This is a genomic window from Ruminococcus intestinalis, from assembly GCF_014288065.1.
In the GTDB taxonomy this organism is placed as follows: Bacteria; Bacillota; Clostridia; order Oscillospirales; family Acutalibacteraceae; genus Ruminococcoides; species Ruminococcoides intestinale_A.
This window is the reverse complement of the sequence record NZ_JACOPS010000001.1, coordinates 94,638-110,657: the sequence shown is the minus strand read 5'-3', so window position 1 is coordinate 110,657 and position 16,020 is coordinate 94,638. Positions and strand designations below refer to the sequence as shown.

20 protein-coding genes are annotated in these 16,020 nt (G+C 33.8%); 5 read left to right on the top strand and 15 right to left on the bottom strand.

Annotation, left to right across the window (positions count from 1 at the left end; translation table 11 throughout):
- Positions 1-49: 49 nt before the first annotated feature.
- The 8 genes from H8R91_RS00550 to H8R91_RS00515 form a co-directional block, all read right to left on the bottom strand.
- A complete protein-coding gene (locus H8R91_RS00550; protein ID WP_186934460.1) occupies positions 50-232 on the bottom strand; it encodes a hypothetical protein in 183 nt (60 codons plus the stop codon).
- Between the two features lie 15 nt (positions 233-247).
- The gene (locus tag H8R91_RS00545) at positions 248-418 is read right to left on the bottom strand and encodes a DUF3789 domain-containing protein (RefSeq protein ID WP_207722712.1); all 171 of its coding nucleotides are present in this window, start codon (positions 416-418) and stop codon (positions 248-250) included.
- Between the two features lie 166 nt (positions 419-584).
- Positions 585-1,256 (bottom strand): ABC transporter ATP-binding protein, encoded by a 672-nt coding sequence (locus H8R91_RS00540; RefSeq protein WP_186934459.1) that lies wholly within the window; start codon positions 1,254-1,256, stop codon positions 585-587.
- Positions 1,257-1,268: 12 nt separating this feature from the next.
- A complete protein-coding gene (locus tag H8R91_RS00535) occupies positions 1,269-2,381 on the bottom strand; it encodes a hypothetical protein (protein ID WP_186934458.1) in 1,113 nt (370 codons plus the stop codon).
- Positions 2,382-2,388: 7 nt separating this feature from the next.
- Positions 2,389-3,438, bottom strand: coding sequence for an FtsX-like permease family protein (locus H8R91_RS00530; RefSeq protein ID WP_186934457.1), 1,050 nt, complete (start codon positions 3,436-3,438; stop codon positions 2,389-2,391).
- A 61-nt stretch (positions 3,439-3,499) separates the two neighbouring features.
- A complete protein-coding gene (locus tag H8R91_RS00525; protein WP_186934456.1) occupies positions 3,500-3,952 on the bottom strand; it encodes a hypothetical protein in 453 nt (150 codons plus the stop codon).
- A gap of 177 nt (positions 3,953-4,129) precedes the next feature.
- Positions 4,130-4,708, bottom strand: a complete 579-nt coding sequence (locus tag H8R91_RS12350) for an accessory gene regulator ArgB-like protein (RefSeq protein WP_186934455.1) — start codon at positions 4,706-4,708, stop codon at positions 4,130-4,132.
- Positions 4,705-4,860, bottom strand: a complete 156-nt coding sequence (locus H8R91_RS00515) for an AgrD family cyclic lactone autoinducer peptide (RefSeq protein WP_186934454.1) — start codon at positions 4,858-4,860, stop codon at positions 4,705-4,707. Before H8R91_RS00515 ends, H8R91_RS12350 begins: the two co-directional genes overlap by 4 nt.
- A 246-nt stretch (positions 4,861-5,106) precedes the next feature.
- Here H8R91_RS00515 and H8R91_RS12345 point away from each other — a divergent pair, with 246 nt between their 5' ends.
- From H8R91_RS12345 to H8R91_RS00495, 4 genes are all read left to right on the top strand, one after another.
- A complete protein-coding gene (locus H8R91_RS12345) occupies positions 5,107-5,346 on the top strand; it encodes a helix-turn-helix domain-containing protein (RefSeq protein WP_366477110.1) in 240 nt (79 codons plus the stop codon).
- Between the two features lie 104 nt (positions 5,347-5,450).
- Positions 5,451-6,164: a LytR/AlgR family response regulator transcription factor gene (locus H8R91_RS00505; protein ID WP_186934452.1), complete on the top strand. Its 714-nt coding sequence runs from the start codon at positions 5,451-5,453 to the stop codon at positions 6,162-6,164.
- On the top strand, positions 6,161-7,477 hold the full coding sequence (locus tag H8R91_RS00500) for a sensor histidine kinase (protein WP_186934451.1): 1,317 nt from the start codon (positions 6,161-6,163) through the stop codon (positions 7,475-7,477). The genes H8R91_RS00505 and H8R91_RS00500 overlap by 4 nt, the downstream gene beginning before the upstream one ends.
- A gap of 275 nt (positions 7,478-7,752) precedes the next feature.
- A complete protein-coding gene (locus H8R91_RS00495) occupies positions 7,753-9,114 on the top strand; it encodes a hypothetical protein (protein ID WP_186934450.1) in 1,362 nt (453 codons plus the stop codon).
- 30 nt (positions 9,115-9,144) lie between these two features.
- On the opposite strand, the gene H8R91_RS00490 is transcribed toward H8R91_RS00495, so the two are convergent.
- From H8R91_RS00490 to H8R91_RS12340, 3 genes are read right to left on the bottom strand one after another with little or no spacing between them, the layout of a single operon-like run.
- Positions 9,145-9,411, bottom strand: coding sequence for a helix-turn-helix domain-containing protein (locus tag H8R91_RS00490; RefSeq protein ID WP_186934449.1), 267 nt, complete (start codon positions 9,409-9,411; stop codon positions 9,145-9,147).
- Positions 9,404-11,347 carry a type IV secretory system conjugative DNA transfer family protein gene (locus H8R91_RS00485; RefSeq protein ID WP_186934448.1) on the bottom strand — a complete coding sequence of 648 codons (1,944 nt, stop codon included), beginning with the start codon at positions 11,345-11,347 and terminating at the stop codon, positions 9,404-9,406. Before H8R91_RS00485 ends, H8R91_RS00490 begins: the two co-directional genes overlap by 8 nt.
- Positions 11,329-12,318: a DUF3991 and toprim domain-containing protein gene (locus H8R91_RS12340; RefSeq protein ID WP_186934447.1), complete on the bottom strand. Its 990-nt coding sequence runs from the start codon at positions 12,316-12,318 to the stop codon at positions 11,329-11,331. Before H8R91_RS12340 ends, H8R91_RS00485 begins: the two co-directional genes overlap by 19 nt.
- A gap of 142 nt (positions 12,319-12,460) precedes the next feature.
- On the opposite strand from H8R91_RS12340, the gene H8R91_RS00475 reads away from it, so the two are divergent.
- Positions 12,461-12,805, top strand: coding sequence for a hypothetical protein (locus tag H8R91_RS00475; RefSeq protein ID WP_186934446.1), 345 nt, complete (start codon positions 12,461-12,463; stop codon positions 12,803-12,805).
- A gap of 61 nt (positions 12,806-12,866) precedes the next feature.
- Here H8R91_RS00475 and mobP3 read toward each other — a convergent pair whose 3' ends face one another.
- The 4 genes from mobP3 to H8R91_RS00455 all read right to left on the bottom strand — a co-directional run bounded on the left by mobP3 (position 12,867) and on the right by H8R91_RS00455 (position 16,017).
- The gene (mobP3, locus tag H8R91_RS00470; RefSeq protein WP_186934445.1) at positions 12,867-14,285 is read right to left on the bottom strand and encodes a MobP3 family relaxase; all 1,419 of its coding nucleotides are present in this window, start codon (positions 14,283-14,285) and stop codon (positions 12,867-12,869) included.
- A 6-nt stretch (positions 14,286-14,291) separates the two neighbouring features.
- The gene (locus H8R91_RS00465) at positions 14,292-14,711 is read right to left on the bottom strand and encodes a hypothetical protein (RefSeq protein WP_242987288.1); all 420 of its coding nucleotides are present in this window, start codon (positions 14,709-14,711) and stop codon (positions 14,292-14,294) included.
- 386 nt (positions 14,712-15,097) lie between these two features.
- Entirely contained in the window at positions 15,098-15,496 is a 399-nt protein-coding gene (locus H8R91_RS00460; RefSeq protein ID WP_186934444.1) for a hypothetical protein, read from the bottom strand.
- Positions 15,493-16,017 (bottom strand): gamma-glutamylcyclotransferase family protein, encoded by a 525-nt coding sequence (locus H8R91_RS00455; protein ID WP_186934443.1) that lies wholly within the window; start codon positions 16,015-16,017, stop codon positions 15,493-15,495. The genes H8R91_RS00460 and H8R91_RS00455 overlap by 4 nt, the downstream gene beginning before the upstream one ends.
- Positions 16,018-16,020 lie beyond the last annotated feature (3 nt).

Below are 16,020 nucleotides of genomic sequence, written 5' to 3'. Positions count from 1 at the left end.
ACATAATTCATATAATATCCAGCGAAATCTTAAAAATAAATAAAGAAAATTAGCATCCTATCTGTGATTTCATTCTGTTCTCAAATGTATCCAAAAGGTTTTCAAGAACATTTCTCTCAACCTGTAAATTTCTGCTTTTGGAAAAGTAAATTGTGACCTTGCAGTCATTAATAACAGATTCTATTTTGTGTTCAGAATCAATGTTATTTTCATTTATATAGTTTTCGTTCAAATTATCACCTGTTCCTTATTTTTTGTCATCTATATTATCTTTCATCTGCTCATCAGCTTTTGCCGCTGCATTGCACAGGCACATAACGCAAACGCCGATAAAAGCACCGACAAAAAGACCAATAATAAAGCCTAACACTTTAACACCTTCTTTCAGTAATTTTCTTCTCTTTGGACGTTTGTCCATTCAATTATCCTCCAATCAATCTGAATTTTTTTATTCAGGTCGATCGGAGGACTTCTATTCCTATAGATCATCTTGCCCTTTCTGCTTTCAATGCAAAAAAGGCAAAAAATAATGCCGACAGGTAATAGCATTAAAAGCTATAACTTGTCGGCATTTTAATATTTTTTTACGAACAAATGTCCTTAATAATATTACCGTCCTTTATTTCTATAATATGGTGGCATTGATTGGCTATTTCTAAATTGTGTGTTACTATAACTATTGTAATTCCATTACTGTTTAATTCAAAGAGCATTTTAATTATTTCATCCGATGTTTTACTATCTAAAGAACCCGTAGGTTCGTCGGCAAATATGTATTCTGGGCTTGTAACCAAAGCACGCGATATAGCTACCCTCTGTTTTTGACCACCGGAAAGCTGTGATACTTTTTTAGATTTCAATGATGCAATTCCTGTTTTTTTTAAAGCTCTCATTACTGAACCTTTTTTATCCTTTATTTTCTTATTAAAATATAAGGGTGTCATTACATTTTCAAAAACAGTAAAATCATCAATCAATGCAAAATCCTGCAATACTATTCCAATCTTAGAACTTCTAAGCTTTGATTTTTTACTTTCGCTAAGTTTATTGATATCAATATTATCAAGATAATATTCTCCGTCAAAATTATCAATGCATGACATAATATGTAATAATGTGGATTTACCCGCACCGCTTTCTCCTATAATTGCAACCGTTTCTCTATCGTCAATTTTTAGGTTTATGTTGTTTAACGCATGAACCATATTTTTTTTCCCTTTTAAATATATCTTGTTCAAATTTTTAATTTCAATCATAGTTGCCTCCGATTATCTTTTATATTTAAAAACTTCTATAGGTGGGTTTTTCTTTAATATTCTATAAGGAATTAACGATAATGATAACAGTATCATAATTATAGCTATTATAGCAATATAATTAAGCCAACACATACTTTTTTGCATAACAAAAATAAATATTACAAAGAATACAACCAATGTCAGAACAATATAGATAACAGTATATAATAAACTTATCAAAAAACATTTTTTGGTTGAAGCACCGCATAGATATAAAATGGAATAAAAATAAAGATTCTTATAAGTAGAAATAGCAATGCAACCTATCATTCCAAACAACGAAACTAAAGATAAAGTTAAAAGAATCGGACCTAATGCTCTAACTCTTGCATAAGCATCTTCTTTTCCGTTTTCTAACACATCAAAAAAAGTTCTGACATAATAATAATTACTAAACAGTTTATAAGCTTCATTTAAATCGTTTGAATTTTTTAAAACTATAGCTTCAGTCATTCCGGTACTAATAATTTCTTTTGGCAAATAATTATATAATGTTAATAACGGAATTTCAAATGATTCATCTGCTTTGCCTAACATATCTTTTGTATTCAATTCTGTACCGCCATTATTAAAAGTACAGTAGTAAGAAGTTTTTAATATACCAACAATCTTTCCCGTAAAACCATTTTCTGAATCAATATCAATTATGTCACCAATATTAAAATGTTTATTTAAGGAATAAGGTATTACTACAGGAATGTTTTTTAAATCATCTGTACACTCGTTTAGCCATGTTCCTTCTAATAATTCGGGAGTATAATCATTTACAAATTCATCACTATATCCATAAAGACTATATTCTCCTAAGTAAGCTACACCACCCAATTCACAATAATCTATTGAATTTTCGGGCAATTTATTTAATAATCTGTCTGGTACAGGATTACCGCCATTATCAACTATTATTCCGTTTATATTTGAAAGTCCACTGCTAATGTACTCATCAACTGTAACGAAGTAACTATTTGCAGTAACTAAAATATCGCTTAATAATAAAGTGGAAGCAACTAATTGTATTATTATAATTATGCTCATTAATATATTCTTACAGAAAAGATGGTATGAAAATTTAATTAACTTCATTATTTTGTCACCCCAATCTTTTTTCGGAAATAGATATATTTTTTACATATTTTGAAATTACAGGAGCACTAGTAATAATAATAACTATAAAGTACACTATAATCATACTAATGTAATCATATATTCCTAAGCTGTATGTAAAATCCTCATATTGTACATATTCAATTATGCTTGGCAAGACACATCTTGAAAAAATACATCCACATACAAATGATATTAAAGCAATAATGAAAATTACATTAGCTAAGAGAAAAATGCAAGTTGTTTTTGTCGCACCGTTCAATCTATAAATATAAATAATTTTGTTATTCTTTTCTAATATATATAAATAGACAAATGCTACATTTATCATTGATAACAAAAATATTCCTATATATATAATAGTAGTAGAATCATTCCATAAGCTGTCAATATTTTTTATTCTTTCCGGATAGATTATTTCTGCATTTTCAAAACATTCCGTCAATTGAGAAATAATTTTATTATTTTCATCGTCATCAGGATATTTATCTAAAACAATTGATACAGATTCATTATTATGCTTCACATCATTTATAGATGATATAGGCAATATATTATAACCGCCAACTGAATATGTACCAATTACAGTATATTTATCATTGCATATTGATATTTTATCCTCTTCTATCACACCTTCATCACCTGATATTATTACATGTTTGTTTGTCACAAATTCGTCTTGGTTGAAATATCTACCATGCTTAATGTGATTGGGATAGTAAAGATAGTCAAACATTATTCTTGTATCATCAATATTAGCTTTTATTGAGACTGCATTTAATTCTAAATCACACTTATTATTAAAATGCTCTATCTCTTTTAGCATCATATTATCGTCGATGAATGCACCATTAAACGATACAGTATAGGTCTTAGAATTATCATATTTTTTATTTGCATTTGTATAGCTTGCAAAATACGAAAACACAAAAAGAGATGCAAATATAGATATTATCTGTATTAAGCAAAGAAATCCAACCAATAACTTATTATTTTTTAAAAAATGCCAAAAGATTTTAATTGATAAATTTAACATTAGCTTTATCCTCAAAAGGGTGCCCTTATAGTATAAGGACACCCTCAACTTGAATATCTACTTATGATTGAGTTCCCACAACATTGTATATTAATGTATTTCTGTTATTGCTCAACGTGAAAATGTGTTTAGTGCTACCAACAGTAGTACCGTAGCCTGCCTCTTTGTTTACATAATTTGAAGAAGAACCGCTTGCGGCCAAGTCACCGTTTGTTTTATAAATATAAACGGCGACACTTGTTGATTTTAAACTGCTACTGCTATTAATTTTGGAATAAGCTGTATCAGAATATGTAGGGAAAGTACTGCCTTTCCAATGTTGTGCGGTGACTGTTGCACTACCTCCACCAGAAACCGAAAGCGATTTTGTATGCTTTTTCTCAGTTTGATCGGTCTTACTGAGTACGTACGAACCCGAACTGGTTGCGGTTGCAGCTGATGCACTAAAACAACCTAACATTATCGTTGAAACCATTAAGATACAAAATCCTAATAAGAACATTTTCTTTTTCATTGTAAAACCTCTTTCTTTTTAATATATTTATAATTTTTCGCAAATTATTAAAACATCGGAAACTCCTCCTTCCTGAGAATACAATAAATAATTTCTTTTGTATTTATGTTCTTCATTTATATTTGTTGAGTTTGTCTACAGTAACCTGAAATCGTAAATGCTTAGTTTAATCCTAGTTTAATTTGTAATTTGGACTTTTCTCATTAATAACACCAAGGTGCTCATTATAACTCCGCATATCAAAGAGTACCCTATGTTTCTGAGTTCTGTTAAAACACAAAATAATGATATGATAAATATACAGACTGAAATTAAAACAGCTAATGTTTTGTACCACTTTTTCTCGTAACTATTCAATGGATTGTTTTCTGTGTCAAGAGGGGACATTAATATTATCAACACCACACAAAGCAATTCAAATATTATGAGTAAATAAGTAAATATATTACCAACACTATTTGCATATTTAATTAAGCACAACATTATTATACTTGAAATAACAGAAAACACATAGCATCTTGTTGGTGTTTTAGCATGGTAACCGCCTGCAAACTTACGGATAGCTATAAAAGATAAATAGAACACTAAACTTTCAGTCAATAGATTGAAAACCAATCCTAAGACTATGACTGTCGCTATATGAAATGCTGAAGACAAAAGTATGTATATGGCATATTCATATAACTCATAATTATCTGTATGCTTTTCATCTTCGCATAAGATACGGGCGACTTTGCTTGAAATTAATTTGATCATTTGATGTTTTTAAACTTTTCAAAACCCTTAGGCGTTTTAGGCTGATATATTATAAAACAACCGGAAGAATTTGCATTAGCTTTTAATGTAGCAAACAATCCTTTTTTGACTCCGTCTTTAATTTTAGTTGATAATAATTTTTCGTTTTTCATTGTAATCAACCTCCTTATTATAAATTTATCAAAAAAATGCTTGTAAATGTTGAATTTTACAAAAATGGTAATAAATTCGACAAAAAATGCACTTTTAATCTATTATAGCCCTTCATCTTACAACTATATAAAAACTTTTAAATATTATAATCATATAAGAATATTATCTTTTTTAAATTTATTAACAATATTGCCGATGATTGATAACATTTTATTGGTTGATATTAATGTATGTAGACTACAAAAATAGGAATTCGTATAGCACAACATAGAAAAGAAATAAAAATGGAGAAAAATGCTTTAGCCAAAAAAACATGTTTTTCAAATTATCACATATCAAATATTGAAAACGGTTACTCTGTACTAGGTATTGAAACATTTGCTAAAATCTGCAATGCATTAAATATCACACCTGACTATCTCTTATTAAGTACTTTAAAAAGTAATAACATTCCTCAAAATATTGTTAACAAATTAAATCATTGAATCTAATATCAAAAATAATATATAGAGTTTTAACTGAACAGGAATAAAACAGATGACAAATTCTTTTTTTTGAGTTATAATCCTAATTAAGGAGGTATAGCTCTATGAATGTACTGATATGTGATGATGATTTGAAAATCGTTCAGCAAATCAAAAAATTTCTCCTTAAATTATCAAAACAGTCAACCTATAATTTTGATATTACCTGCTTTTCAAATGGGGATTCTATATTGGATAAACAAATTAAAACTGATTTTGCGTTTATTGATATAGAAATGCCCGGTGTTAATGGACTTTCTGTTACAAAACATCTTCAAACACTAAATCCGAATATTATTGTCTTTATAGTTACATCTTTTCAAGGATATCTTGATGATGCAATGGATTTAAAGGTTTTTAGATTTTTATCTAAACCCATTGACGAAAATAGATTTTTTAGGAGCATGGAGATTGCTTTAAATCTGTATAAACAAAGCACAGAAAAAATTGTCTTAGACTATTTTGATGAATGTCACAATATATTTACAATTGACATCTTGTATTTAACTATAGAAAATCGCAAAACTAAACTATTTACAAAAACGCAAGAGTTCATTTCAAATAAAAAGTTTGATTATTGGAAAAAGCAGTTATCCAAATACGAGTATTTTGCCCAATCACACTATAGTTACATAGTTAATTTAAAGAATGTAACAGACTTTAATAAAAATGAAATCACATTATCATTTAATTCTAAAAAAGCAACAGTACCTATATCCCGTAGTTTCTATGTATCATTCAAAAAAGCTTTTTATGAATATATGGGAGGTACAACATGATTTCTAATATCTGTTACGCTATAGTCTTTCTGATTGAGTCACTCATATCTTTTTATTATTTTGATTTTAAATTTAAACGAAGAATATCAAAAAAATTTATTCCTATATCAATACTTTTATCCGGTTTAGTCCTATATATTATAAACCTTATCGAAATTCCGCTGATAAATGCTGTTTGTTTTTATGTTTGCAATTTTATTATCTTGAGAATTTGCTATAATTCAAGCATAAAATCCGGTATATTTGCTAATTTTGTCTTGTTGTTTTTAATGATTATCACAGAATTAATTGTTATTTTACCATTTTCTGTTGTATCTCGTTTTAGTCTTTTTGAAAGCCGGTCTGACGCATTTATCCTCATTATTCAGGCAATTATGAGTAAATTGCTTTATTTTATTTTTATATGGGGTGTTCTAAAATTTTCTGAAAAAGAGTCTAAAAGTACGGATTCTAAATTTTCAATATTACTTTGTTTTTTGCCCATTGCCTCAATAATCTTGATGTGTACAAATGTATATCTTTGTACATTCTACTCCGTAAACAACAACTTTAAAATTGCTATAATTATAGGTAACATTCTCATACTATTGTCAAACATAATAGTTTTTTACCTCCATGAAACAACGATAAAAATAAATAGGAAATACACTCAAATACTTTTAGATTATCAGCAGGAAAAAAATACAATAGATTACTATGATTTGTTACGAGAACAAAACGAAAACTCAAAGATATTAATTCATGATATAACAAAACATTTAAAGACAATTCAGCAATTATCAGAAAACAAAGATTCAAATATAGCTCAATATATTTCTGAAATTGTTAATGATTTTAGTATTATGAATCCAATTGACTACTGTAATAACCCTACAGTCAATTTAATTACTCATAGGTATTATGAGATATGCAAGAAAAATAATATCAACTTTACAATCAGTATAAAAAACGCAAATATTGATTTTATTAAAGAACATGATATAACTGCCTTACTTGACAACCTTTTAGAAAATGCAGTTGAGTCAGCGTTAATGACAAATGAAAAATTTATTGATTTCTCTATTAGTACAAGAAATTCCAATTTTGTAATAATTAAGATTTCAAATTCTTGCAATAAAAAACCTAAATACATCAATGGAACTCTTGTATCTTCTAAAAGCACATCCGGTATGCACGGAATTGGCACTAGAAGTATTAAACGAGTAGTTGAAAAATACAATGGAAATTTAGAAATGAAATTTGATAGCAATACAAATACATTTACTTCTACTATTGGAATAAACTCTAATATACAAAATAGCAATCAAACATAATCTCTTATATTTACATATATTATTATTCGTTATTTACTTATTGAAACAGTGTTACCGCCCTTGTTCACGGTAACACTGTTCAGTTACGATTTATCTAGGCTTTTTCGAGTTTTATAATAATCATGTAAGTGCTTAAGTATCGCTCTTTAGAAATAAATTATATTTTCTTAGACTTATATAATCTATCTGCATTGATACTATTGTCTGTTTCAACAATTATTTATGTAATTTTGATGTTAAAAATCAAATTATAGTATCAGGAAAAGGAATATCTAATGAAATGTTTTAAAAATCGCTATAACAATTTATCATATATAATTTTCACAATACTATCTTTGTTTTCAATAAGTCTGATTTTTAACAATAATGTATGGTTTGATGAAGCTTATACACTGTCGCTAATTCAGCACAATTATTCCGAAGTAATTGAAATATTAAAATCGGATATGCATCCTCCTCTATACTTTATATCTCTGAAATTCTTCTGTGAGATTTTCGGTTATTCAATACCGATTACCAAAGCTTTTTCGGTACTTGGCTATATTGCGACGCTTTCACTTGGCTTAACGGTAATCAAAAAACATTTCGGCAGAAAAACATCAACAGTCTATATGCTTACCGTCGGCGCGATTCCCATGTCGCTTTATTTCAGCGTTCAGCAGAGATCGTATCAATGGTCCATATTTTTTGTTACACTTTGCTTTACGGAAGCTTTGCTGTTTCTTGAAAATCACGGGACGCGGCATTGCGTTATATTTGTTATCACCGCTTTGTTTGCCGCGTATAACCACATTTACGCTTTGCTTGCGGTCGGCGTGATTTTCATTTTCGTGAATATCTATGCTTTTGTAAAAGACGGAAAGCTGATAAAAGCAATAATCCTCTCCGATATTTCTATTATAATAGGGTATTTCCCTTGGATTTTTCCGCTTCTATATCAAACCGAGTCAGCTTCCGGCAGCTTTTGGCTTAAAAGCGTTGAACCACTTTCGATTATTGTGTTTATATCGGGAGTTGTAATTTCAGCAGTAATTCTCACTAAAAAAGGAAATCGCAAATTGCCGATAATATTTGCAATAATCAGTATTTTAAGTATTCAAATAATCGGTTTGATTGTTACAGCTTTTATTTGTCCGTTATACATAGCACGGTACAGCGTTGTAGTTTCAGGTATTTTTGCATTGTTAATTGCTTTTGGAACAAAGAACATAAAAGTAAAATTCAAAAAATCACTTTGCATATTACTTTGTGTGATAAACATTATTTGTGCTATCGCCACAGGAATGTTCGAATACAATTCATCAATGAACAAATTCTTTGACCGATTTGACAAAATTATTTCTCCGTCAAATACTTTTATATATTGCGACAGCTCATTCGGAATTTTGTCATATTATTATCCCGAAAACACGCATATCTGCACCTACAGTGAGCCTTGGTTTGTGGCATTTGATAATATAGAATGCATAAATAAAAACGAACTTTCCAATAAAATTCCGCCCAACGATACCGTTTGGTTTGTAAAGAATGAATTAACTAAAACACCCGAATATATACAAAGTAATTTTGATTTAGAGTTGGTTGATTCATTCAAATGTGATTTTAATACCTTTAATGTGTATTTGGCTAAAAAATAATATGTATTATATGTTCTTACCATCATACTTTTATAATGTTTTATTTTTTATTCTATATAGCAAACTGCTCTTACCACCTTTTTCACGGTAGCGTTGGGCAGTGGTGAGCAAACCGGCTTTACGCAAATCTTTAACAGCTCTGCGAACTGTAGCAGGCGACAGCTTTATGTCGCCTGCTATTTTGTTTACTGAGGGCCAGCATTCGCCATTTTTGTTTGCTCGGTCGTGGAGGTAGGTATATACGGCTACGGCTCTGTGAGGTAAGTCCATTTGATACAGAAAAGTTAATCTACTCATTGCTGTTATCCCCCTGTGGTGGTCGTTCGGTTCTGACGACTACTTTTCCCTGCTTGTTTGCATCCTGTTCACCGATTAAATTTTCGGGTTCTTTTGTTGGCTCATCTTGCTGTGCTGATGTTGGTTCATCCGCATCAACAATATCTTCACACTCAGTCTGTTCTGCATTTGGCGAGGTTTTAAGATTTTCATTTTTCTTCTTTTTCTCACTGCTTGCCTCATCAAAATCCGAATCAGTTGCAGTCTCTTCAAGATAGTGAGGATAGTATTTCTGAATTATGTTATTGAACAACTCCGAACGGTTGGCATAGTGAACTTCACGGTTGCCGTTTTCCGCTACTTCATACTTTTCTTCAAATTCGATGCCCCATTTAAAGAAAAGCTTTAGCTTTACTTTCATAGGATAAAAGCCTGTTTTCATAACAACAAATGTGCCTTTTGGAAGTGACTTCAACTCATCGGGAGTCATCAAAGGTCTTTCTATCATCTGCAAGGATTGTGAGGGGTCATTTTTACTTTTGCTGACGGAGCCTGACATAACAGTTCTTGAACCGAGTGCTTTTGATAGCATCTCTGCACTTGTGCTGTTCGGAGCAAAACCGCCGAAGATTGTCAGCTGTGTGTTGTCTATGATAACATCAGCACCCTCTTTGCCGTAATTTTTCTCAAGTTGTGCAAAGGATTGAATTATCGGTACTATCTGCAAACGCCTTGAACGGGAGGCAGAGAACATCATCTCGGCTGAATCAATCTTTGGCAAGGTTCCAAATTCATCGCAGAAGAACACACAGCGGTTTTTCAGTACACCGCCGTTTTCATCTGCGACTGACAGTATTTCACGGTAAAGCTGTTGGATAATAAGCGAAACCATAAAGAATGTGTTAGGGTTTTCCTCAGGCATTACAATGAATATCGCACACTTTTCATTACAGAATTTTTCAGCGTCAATCTCCGTATCAAAACACAAAAGCTGTTCAAGCTCACTGTCTAGAAAAGCATTTAGCCTTGAAAGTGCCGTACTCATAACGCTCGACATACTCTGCTCGGCTGTGTTCAGTGCCGCCCCTGCAAACCATTTTGCTTTGTGGTCATCGGGAAGATAGTCCATTAAAAGTTGAAACTGATTTTTGCCTTTCTTGTTGGTCGGAGCAAGTAATTCCTGAATGATTTTGAATACCGAAACAATATGCCGTTCTTCGGGTTCACAAAACTCTGCAACAAGTAATATCGTGGCAGTAAGCAGTCCCTCTGCGGCATCATAAAAATATGCGTTTTGTCCGAATGATGCCGAGTCCATACCGGAAAGAATAATCGTCTTTGAAATGATTTTTGCATACTTTTCTGCTCTTGCTTTGTAAACAAGCTGTTCGGGCTCGGCTTTGTATAAGTCCATATACTTATTCACAAGATGCAGGAGATTGTTGCCGTGTGAGCGTGTGGGATTACGCAAATCTATGACAGAAATTTTGTAGCCGTAATACTTTTCTGCGATTGTTCCATAGTTGCGAACAATATCGCCCTTAGTGTCGGTTGATAAAAATGACATACCCGATGCACAGGCATATTCAATGCAGGGATATAACCAATAGGCGGTCTTGCCGACACCGGCCGCACCAATCATCAGAGCGTGGACATCGCCTGTGTCAACCATTGCTGTTGTTCCCTTTTTTCTGTTCTTGCAACCGACAACTATACCTTGTTCAGTTGGTCTGCTTTCAGGATTATTTCTCCACTCGTTAGGCTGAAAATCAATTCGTTTGTATGTTTTTTTGACTTCCTTTTTGGTCGCCCAACGAGCAGTTCCGTGCTGACCTTGTCCGACAGTTTTGTTTTTTATTTGGTTAAGAGAATAGTTATTACCAACTGTTGTAATAATCACAAACAAAGCTAACATTGAACCTGTTACAATTATCAAAGTTACAATACCTGATGGCATATTCGTTCATCTCCTTTTTCTGATAAAGTTAAATCCTCATTCCAGTCTTTATGAGTTGGAATGAGGATTTCATTTTGAATATTCAGTTTGTTCAGTTTGTCGGCTATGCGTTTGTTGGCGGTCTGTCCTGCTTCGTCATTGTCAAAGCAAAGAAAAACATTTTTGATGTTCGGATTATCTTTCAGACATTGAAAAAGCACCCTGTCCGAAACGGAGCAGGATGCCGCATAGCTATTTTCTTGCCAATTTTCTTTATGCATACTTATGAACGATAACATATCAATCGGAGCTTCGAACAAGAATATCTTCTCGCTTGTGCCGTTAAAGTGAAAGCTGTACTCGGGCTGACTGCCTGTAACATTTCCCTTATACGAATTACTCGTCACCGTTCCCCTTTTGTGTGCGTGGCAAGGTTTGCCGCTTGAATCGTAGCCTACAAAGACAGCGTTGTGAAAATCCGCAGATTCATATATCATTCGGTTTCTGACAAATTCAAAGAGCACATCTTTATCAATGCCACGAGTCAACAGCAGATAAGAAAAAACTCTGCTCATCCTGTCATTCCTTGGTGGTAGTATAAATGGCTTTTGCTCTCGTTCTGTGGTCTGCAAATTTACTATTTGACCGCCACCGTTATTCAAAAGCATTTCCACCGCTTCGGCATAGTCCTTGTTATAAAATCTGCGAACAAAATCAACCGCATCACCGCCTTTTTGTTCGTACTGATGATACCAGAGATGACCTCTGATTGTGACCTTTTGCGAACCGTCAAGCCATTCGTATTCAGAACCTGATTTCTTAACTTTCTCGCCCTGACTGATTAAAAAATTTGCAAGGTCTGTTCGCCTTGCCTGTTCTCTTTGTTCTTTTGTAAAATGAATGTAGGTTGATATTTTAATCACTTCCTTGAGTATAATATATTTTTCTTTTCTGCTGTAATATCTTATAGTGGGTAGTTTTTCTCTTATCACTGTGACAGGTGGCACCTGTCAGCATTTAGGCGCAGTTGTTCCTTGGCGGTGGGTTGCTTTTTGATAGACAAACACCTTTATATGTGGTATGATAATATCAAAATTACTGATTGATAAATCGGAAGTTGTAGCGGAGGAATAAATGAATATCAAAGTAAAATTCTTTGAAGACAAATTTGTGGAAGCAATTGGAGCTGGCATTTATGAGATATATGTTCAAATAAATAGCAAGGAAGAATTGCTTTATGTGGGAGAATCAGTATTTGTTTTAGTAAGATGTGCTACCCACTTGTATGAAATAATCAAAGGGAATGGATATCTTGGATTTACGAAAGAAATGATTGAAAACTATAACATTACGCTTGCTTTTAAACTGTTAATCTCAGAATCTGATAAAAAAATGAGAAAAGCTAAAGAAAAAGAAGTTATTAAAGATAAGCATCCGAGGATGCAATCTGGGATTAGTGATAGAGTGAAATCAATTTAAAATATGATTAGTGAGATGACAGACTTTTTAAATAAATAATACAGACTCCAATTTATCAAACTTACATTTTCAACCCCTGAGCCTGCTTTTTATCATTTATCTTCTGCTGTAACTTTTTATCTGTCCTTTGTGCTTTCTGCTTTTCTTCAAAGCGAAGCCTACTTTGAAGCATATTGCAGAGGTAACGCAGGAGATAAAGAGAGGAAACTGCAACGCTGTTGCTGTTGGTTTTAATTGAATAACGAGGATACAGAACACCTCTGTCTGAATCAAAGACTGATTCGGCAGAGGTGTTTTCTTCATATTCAAAGGGATTTAAAACAGGTTCTTCGTCTGCATTCTCACTTTCCTCAATCTTATCTTCGTTAGGAATTAATTTCAACGCTTCCTTGATTATTGCATTCTTGATTGATTTAAATTCCTTGTTGTCCACGAGCGGAATTCTTTGCGGCATCTCATCCGTATAGGTTCGTATTGTGTTTTCTTTTTGCTCGTACCACAGGTCATACAACTTTTTGATTCTGCTGTCATTGGCAAGCTCATCAACAATAGAATCCACAAGTGCTTTTACATCAGGTTTCGGATAGCCGTAAACCTTTTTACCTTTCGTTTGTGAAAGTCTGTCGGCAAGTTCCAACAGCTTATGCTGAATTGATGCGCTGATATATATTTCCGAGTTTATTTTCGAAACCAAATCCTCTACAATGTCACGAGCCTCAGCACGGAGCTTATCCCTGTGTTCGGTTTGCTTTTCATAGATGCACAATAAATCTTGCTGAAAAATATCTCTTGCAAATGATGAACGCAGATTTTCAACTCCCTTTTGCGTGAGATAGCCTTCGTTCTCCACAGTTGAATATGCAATCAAATGTACATGAGGGTGGTACGATTCATTATGAAATGCTGCATACCAACGAAGATTTTCCATTGGTATTTTCAGATTTTTCGCAAGTGCTTCTGTCTGCGTTCGGAGCATATCTCTCCACCGAGCTCCGGTATTAAAGCCAAGCCGTTCCGCATCCTCTCTGCGAATAGAAATTATCGCAGTCCAGATATTTCCCTTATGACGGTCGAGTTCTTCGGTAACCTTACTCAACTGTACCTGCACACCGTCGTCGGTAAACAATCCGTGTGACCCGAATCTCTCGGCACGAGGTCGGGTAGCGATGTAGTTTGCGTAGGTTTTTCTTCCTGAAATTTCATAAGCGTAATCTTCCATAACTCTTGAAATGAAATCAGAAGCCGAGCCTTGATTTTGCTTTTCAAGGTAATCGACATATTCAAACATATCCTTGCTGTCGGGAAAATCTTTCAGGATTTTCTCAATTAAATTTTTCTGCTTTGCTGTTGCAGGAGCAAACTTTTTAGTGTCGTCTATCTTTTCCACTCCCTCACGAGTGGAAATATATTTTGCATAACCGCCTGCACTGACCTTTCTGTTTGGCTTGAGATATTTGAATTTTGTAACTAATCTTGCCACAAATAATTATCCTTTCTGCCAATCGTATGCGTCATCAAATGAGAACGAACCGTTGAGCCGTTTGACTTCCTTGACGCACTCACCACGAAGTTTTGTAAGAGTCATCTTGTCAATATCCTGTGACGAGGCAATAATATTCATTGTCATAGCCAGCTCTACAGCTAATTTAAAAATCAGTCTGCTCATTCGGTTGTCGCTCTCAGCGACTATAGACTTCAATGTAGAGGTAACCACATTAGGAAGATACTGACTGTTGTCGTTTGAGGACAGGTAACCCACATAGAAAATTATTGCCTTTTCAATAAATTCACTTCGACTGGAGCAATTATCTTCCTTGTAAATACCCTCAACCATATCAATTGTTGACTGCTTTATCCACAGTGCAAATTTCCGCTTAACTTCTTTTCTGTTATCCGTTTCATTCAAGTGCAAAACCTCCTGTTTTGTCACAACCCACAGTTGCAACTCCTTTATTTTTGGCATTTTATTCGGCAAATTGGGCAGTTAAACCCACAAGTACAACCCCAAGGCTGAAAATTAACCCCTATGGATTTTTGAGGCTGAAAAGTGCGAAAAACTGCATGGCAGTCGGCGTTGCCGTCTGCCGTAAACCGACACGAGGGAGCGACTGCAACCCCGTGTCTTTCTCCTGCTTAAAATTCCACCCTTGAAAAACTGCCCAAATTGCCGTAACTTCGATTTTTCACACCTTGCCACAAACCGCCCGATTTCGGCTTTTATTCGATTTCGGATACTTTTCCGACTTTTCCTTTAAAAGCCGACACGAGGCGAATGTGGCGAGAATACCGCCGTTATTCTGCTTTCATTGATTTGCAGTTTATTACTTCAAAATTACACTCTGTATATGACAGTCCGTACGCTTTGACTTCACGATTCAGAATATCAAACATTGATTGTTCTATACTGCGAGGGGATAACTTGATTTCATCACTTAATGTGTCATAGCAAATCCATTCTTCGCTCTCGGGTGTGTCCTTTACAAGAATATCAAATCCGAGGAGCATTTTATCGGGAGTAGGAAATACTACGGCGTTGATTTTTACACAGCCGACTGTGAGTGAAGCAAACAGAGTGTCGTGCTTGTCCTTTGGATTTTCGGAAAGTAATTTCTTAACTTCGTTTACCGACAGATACATTTTGAAAATATATTTTTCGGCGAGTTGCTTTTTCAATTTCTTTCTCTCATTCATAAAGCCATACCGCCCATTCCCATATTTTCATCTTCATCGGGTGAATCAAACAGATTATTCTGTTCAAGGTTTTCGTAGTATTTCTTTGCACTGTCAGTCACCGCATCATTTAGAATTTTCAAGTCAAAACCGCAGTCCTTATAGCCTTGCGATACTGTATCGTAATAGCTTGCACCGGGCAATCCGAACTGCTGCTTAAGATTCATAATGTAAACCATTGCAGTCAATTCCGAACCGCTATTCAATTTCACAGGCAAGTCCTGCTTGAAGTAGTGAGAGGGATAGCCCTCGTAGCGGTCAAGCAGTTTTTCATCTCTCGGCTGAAGCTCCCACAGTGCAACGGGAACGGACTTACCGACGCAAGGTGCGATTGTCGCATAGGAACAGTGAGGCATACCTTTGAACTGCAATTCGTAATTTTCGACCACTCCAATGTCTAAAAGCTTTGCTGTGGGGCAACGGTATTTCATCTGTTTAAGATTGAGGTTACTGCCATAAGCAATGTATAATTTCTTTTTCATTTT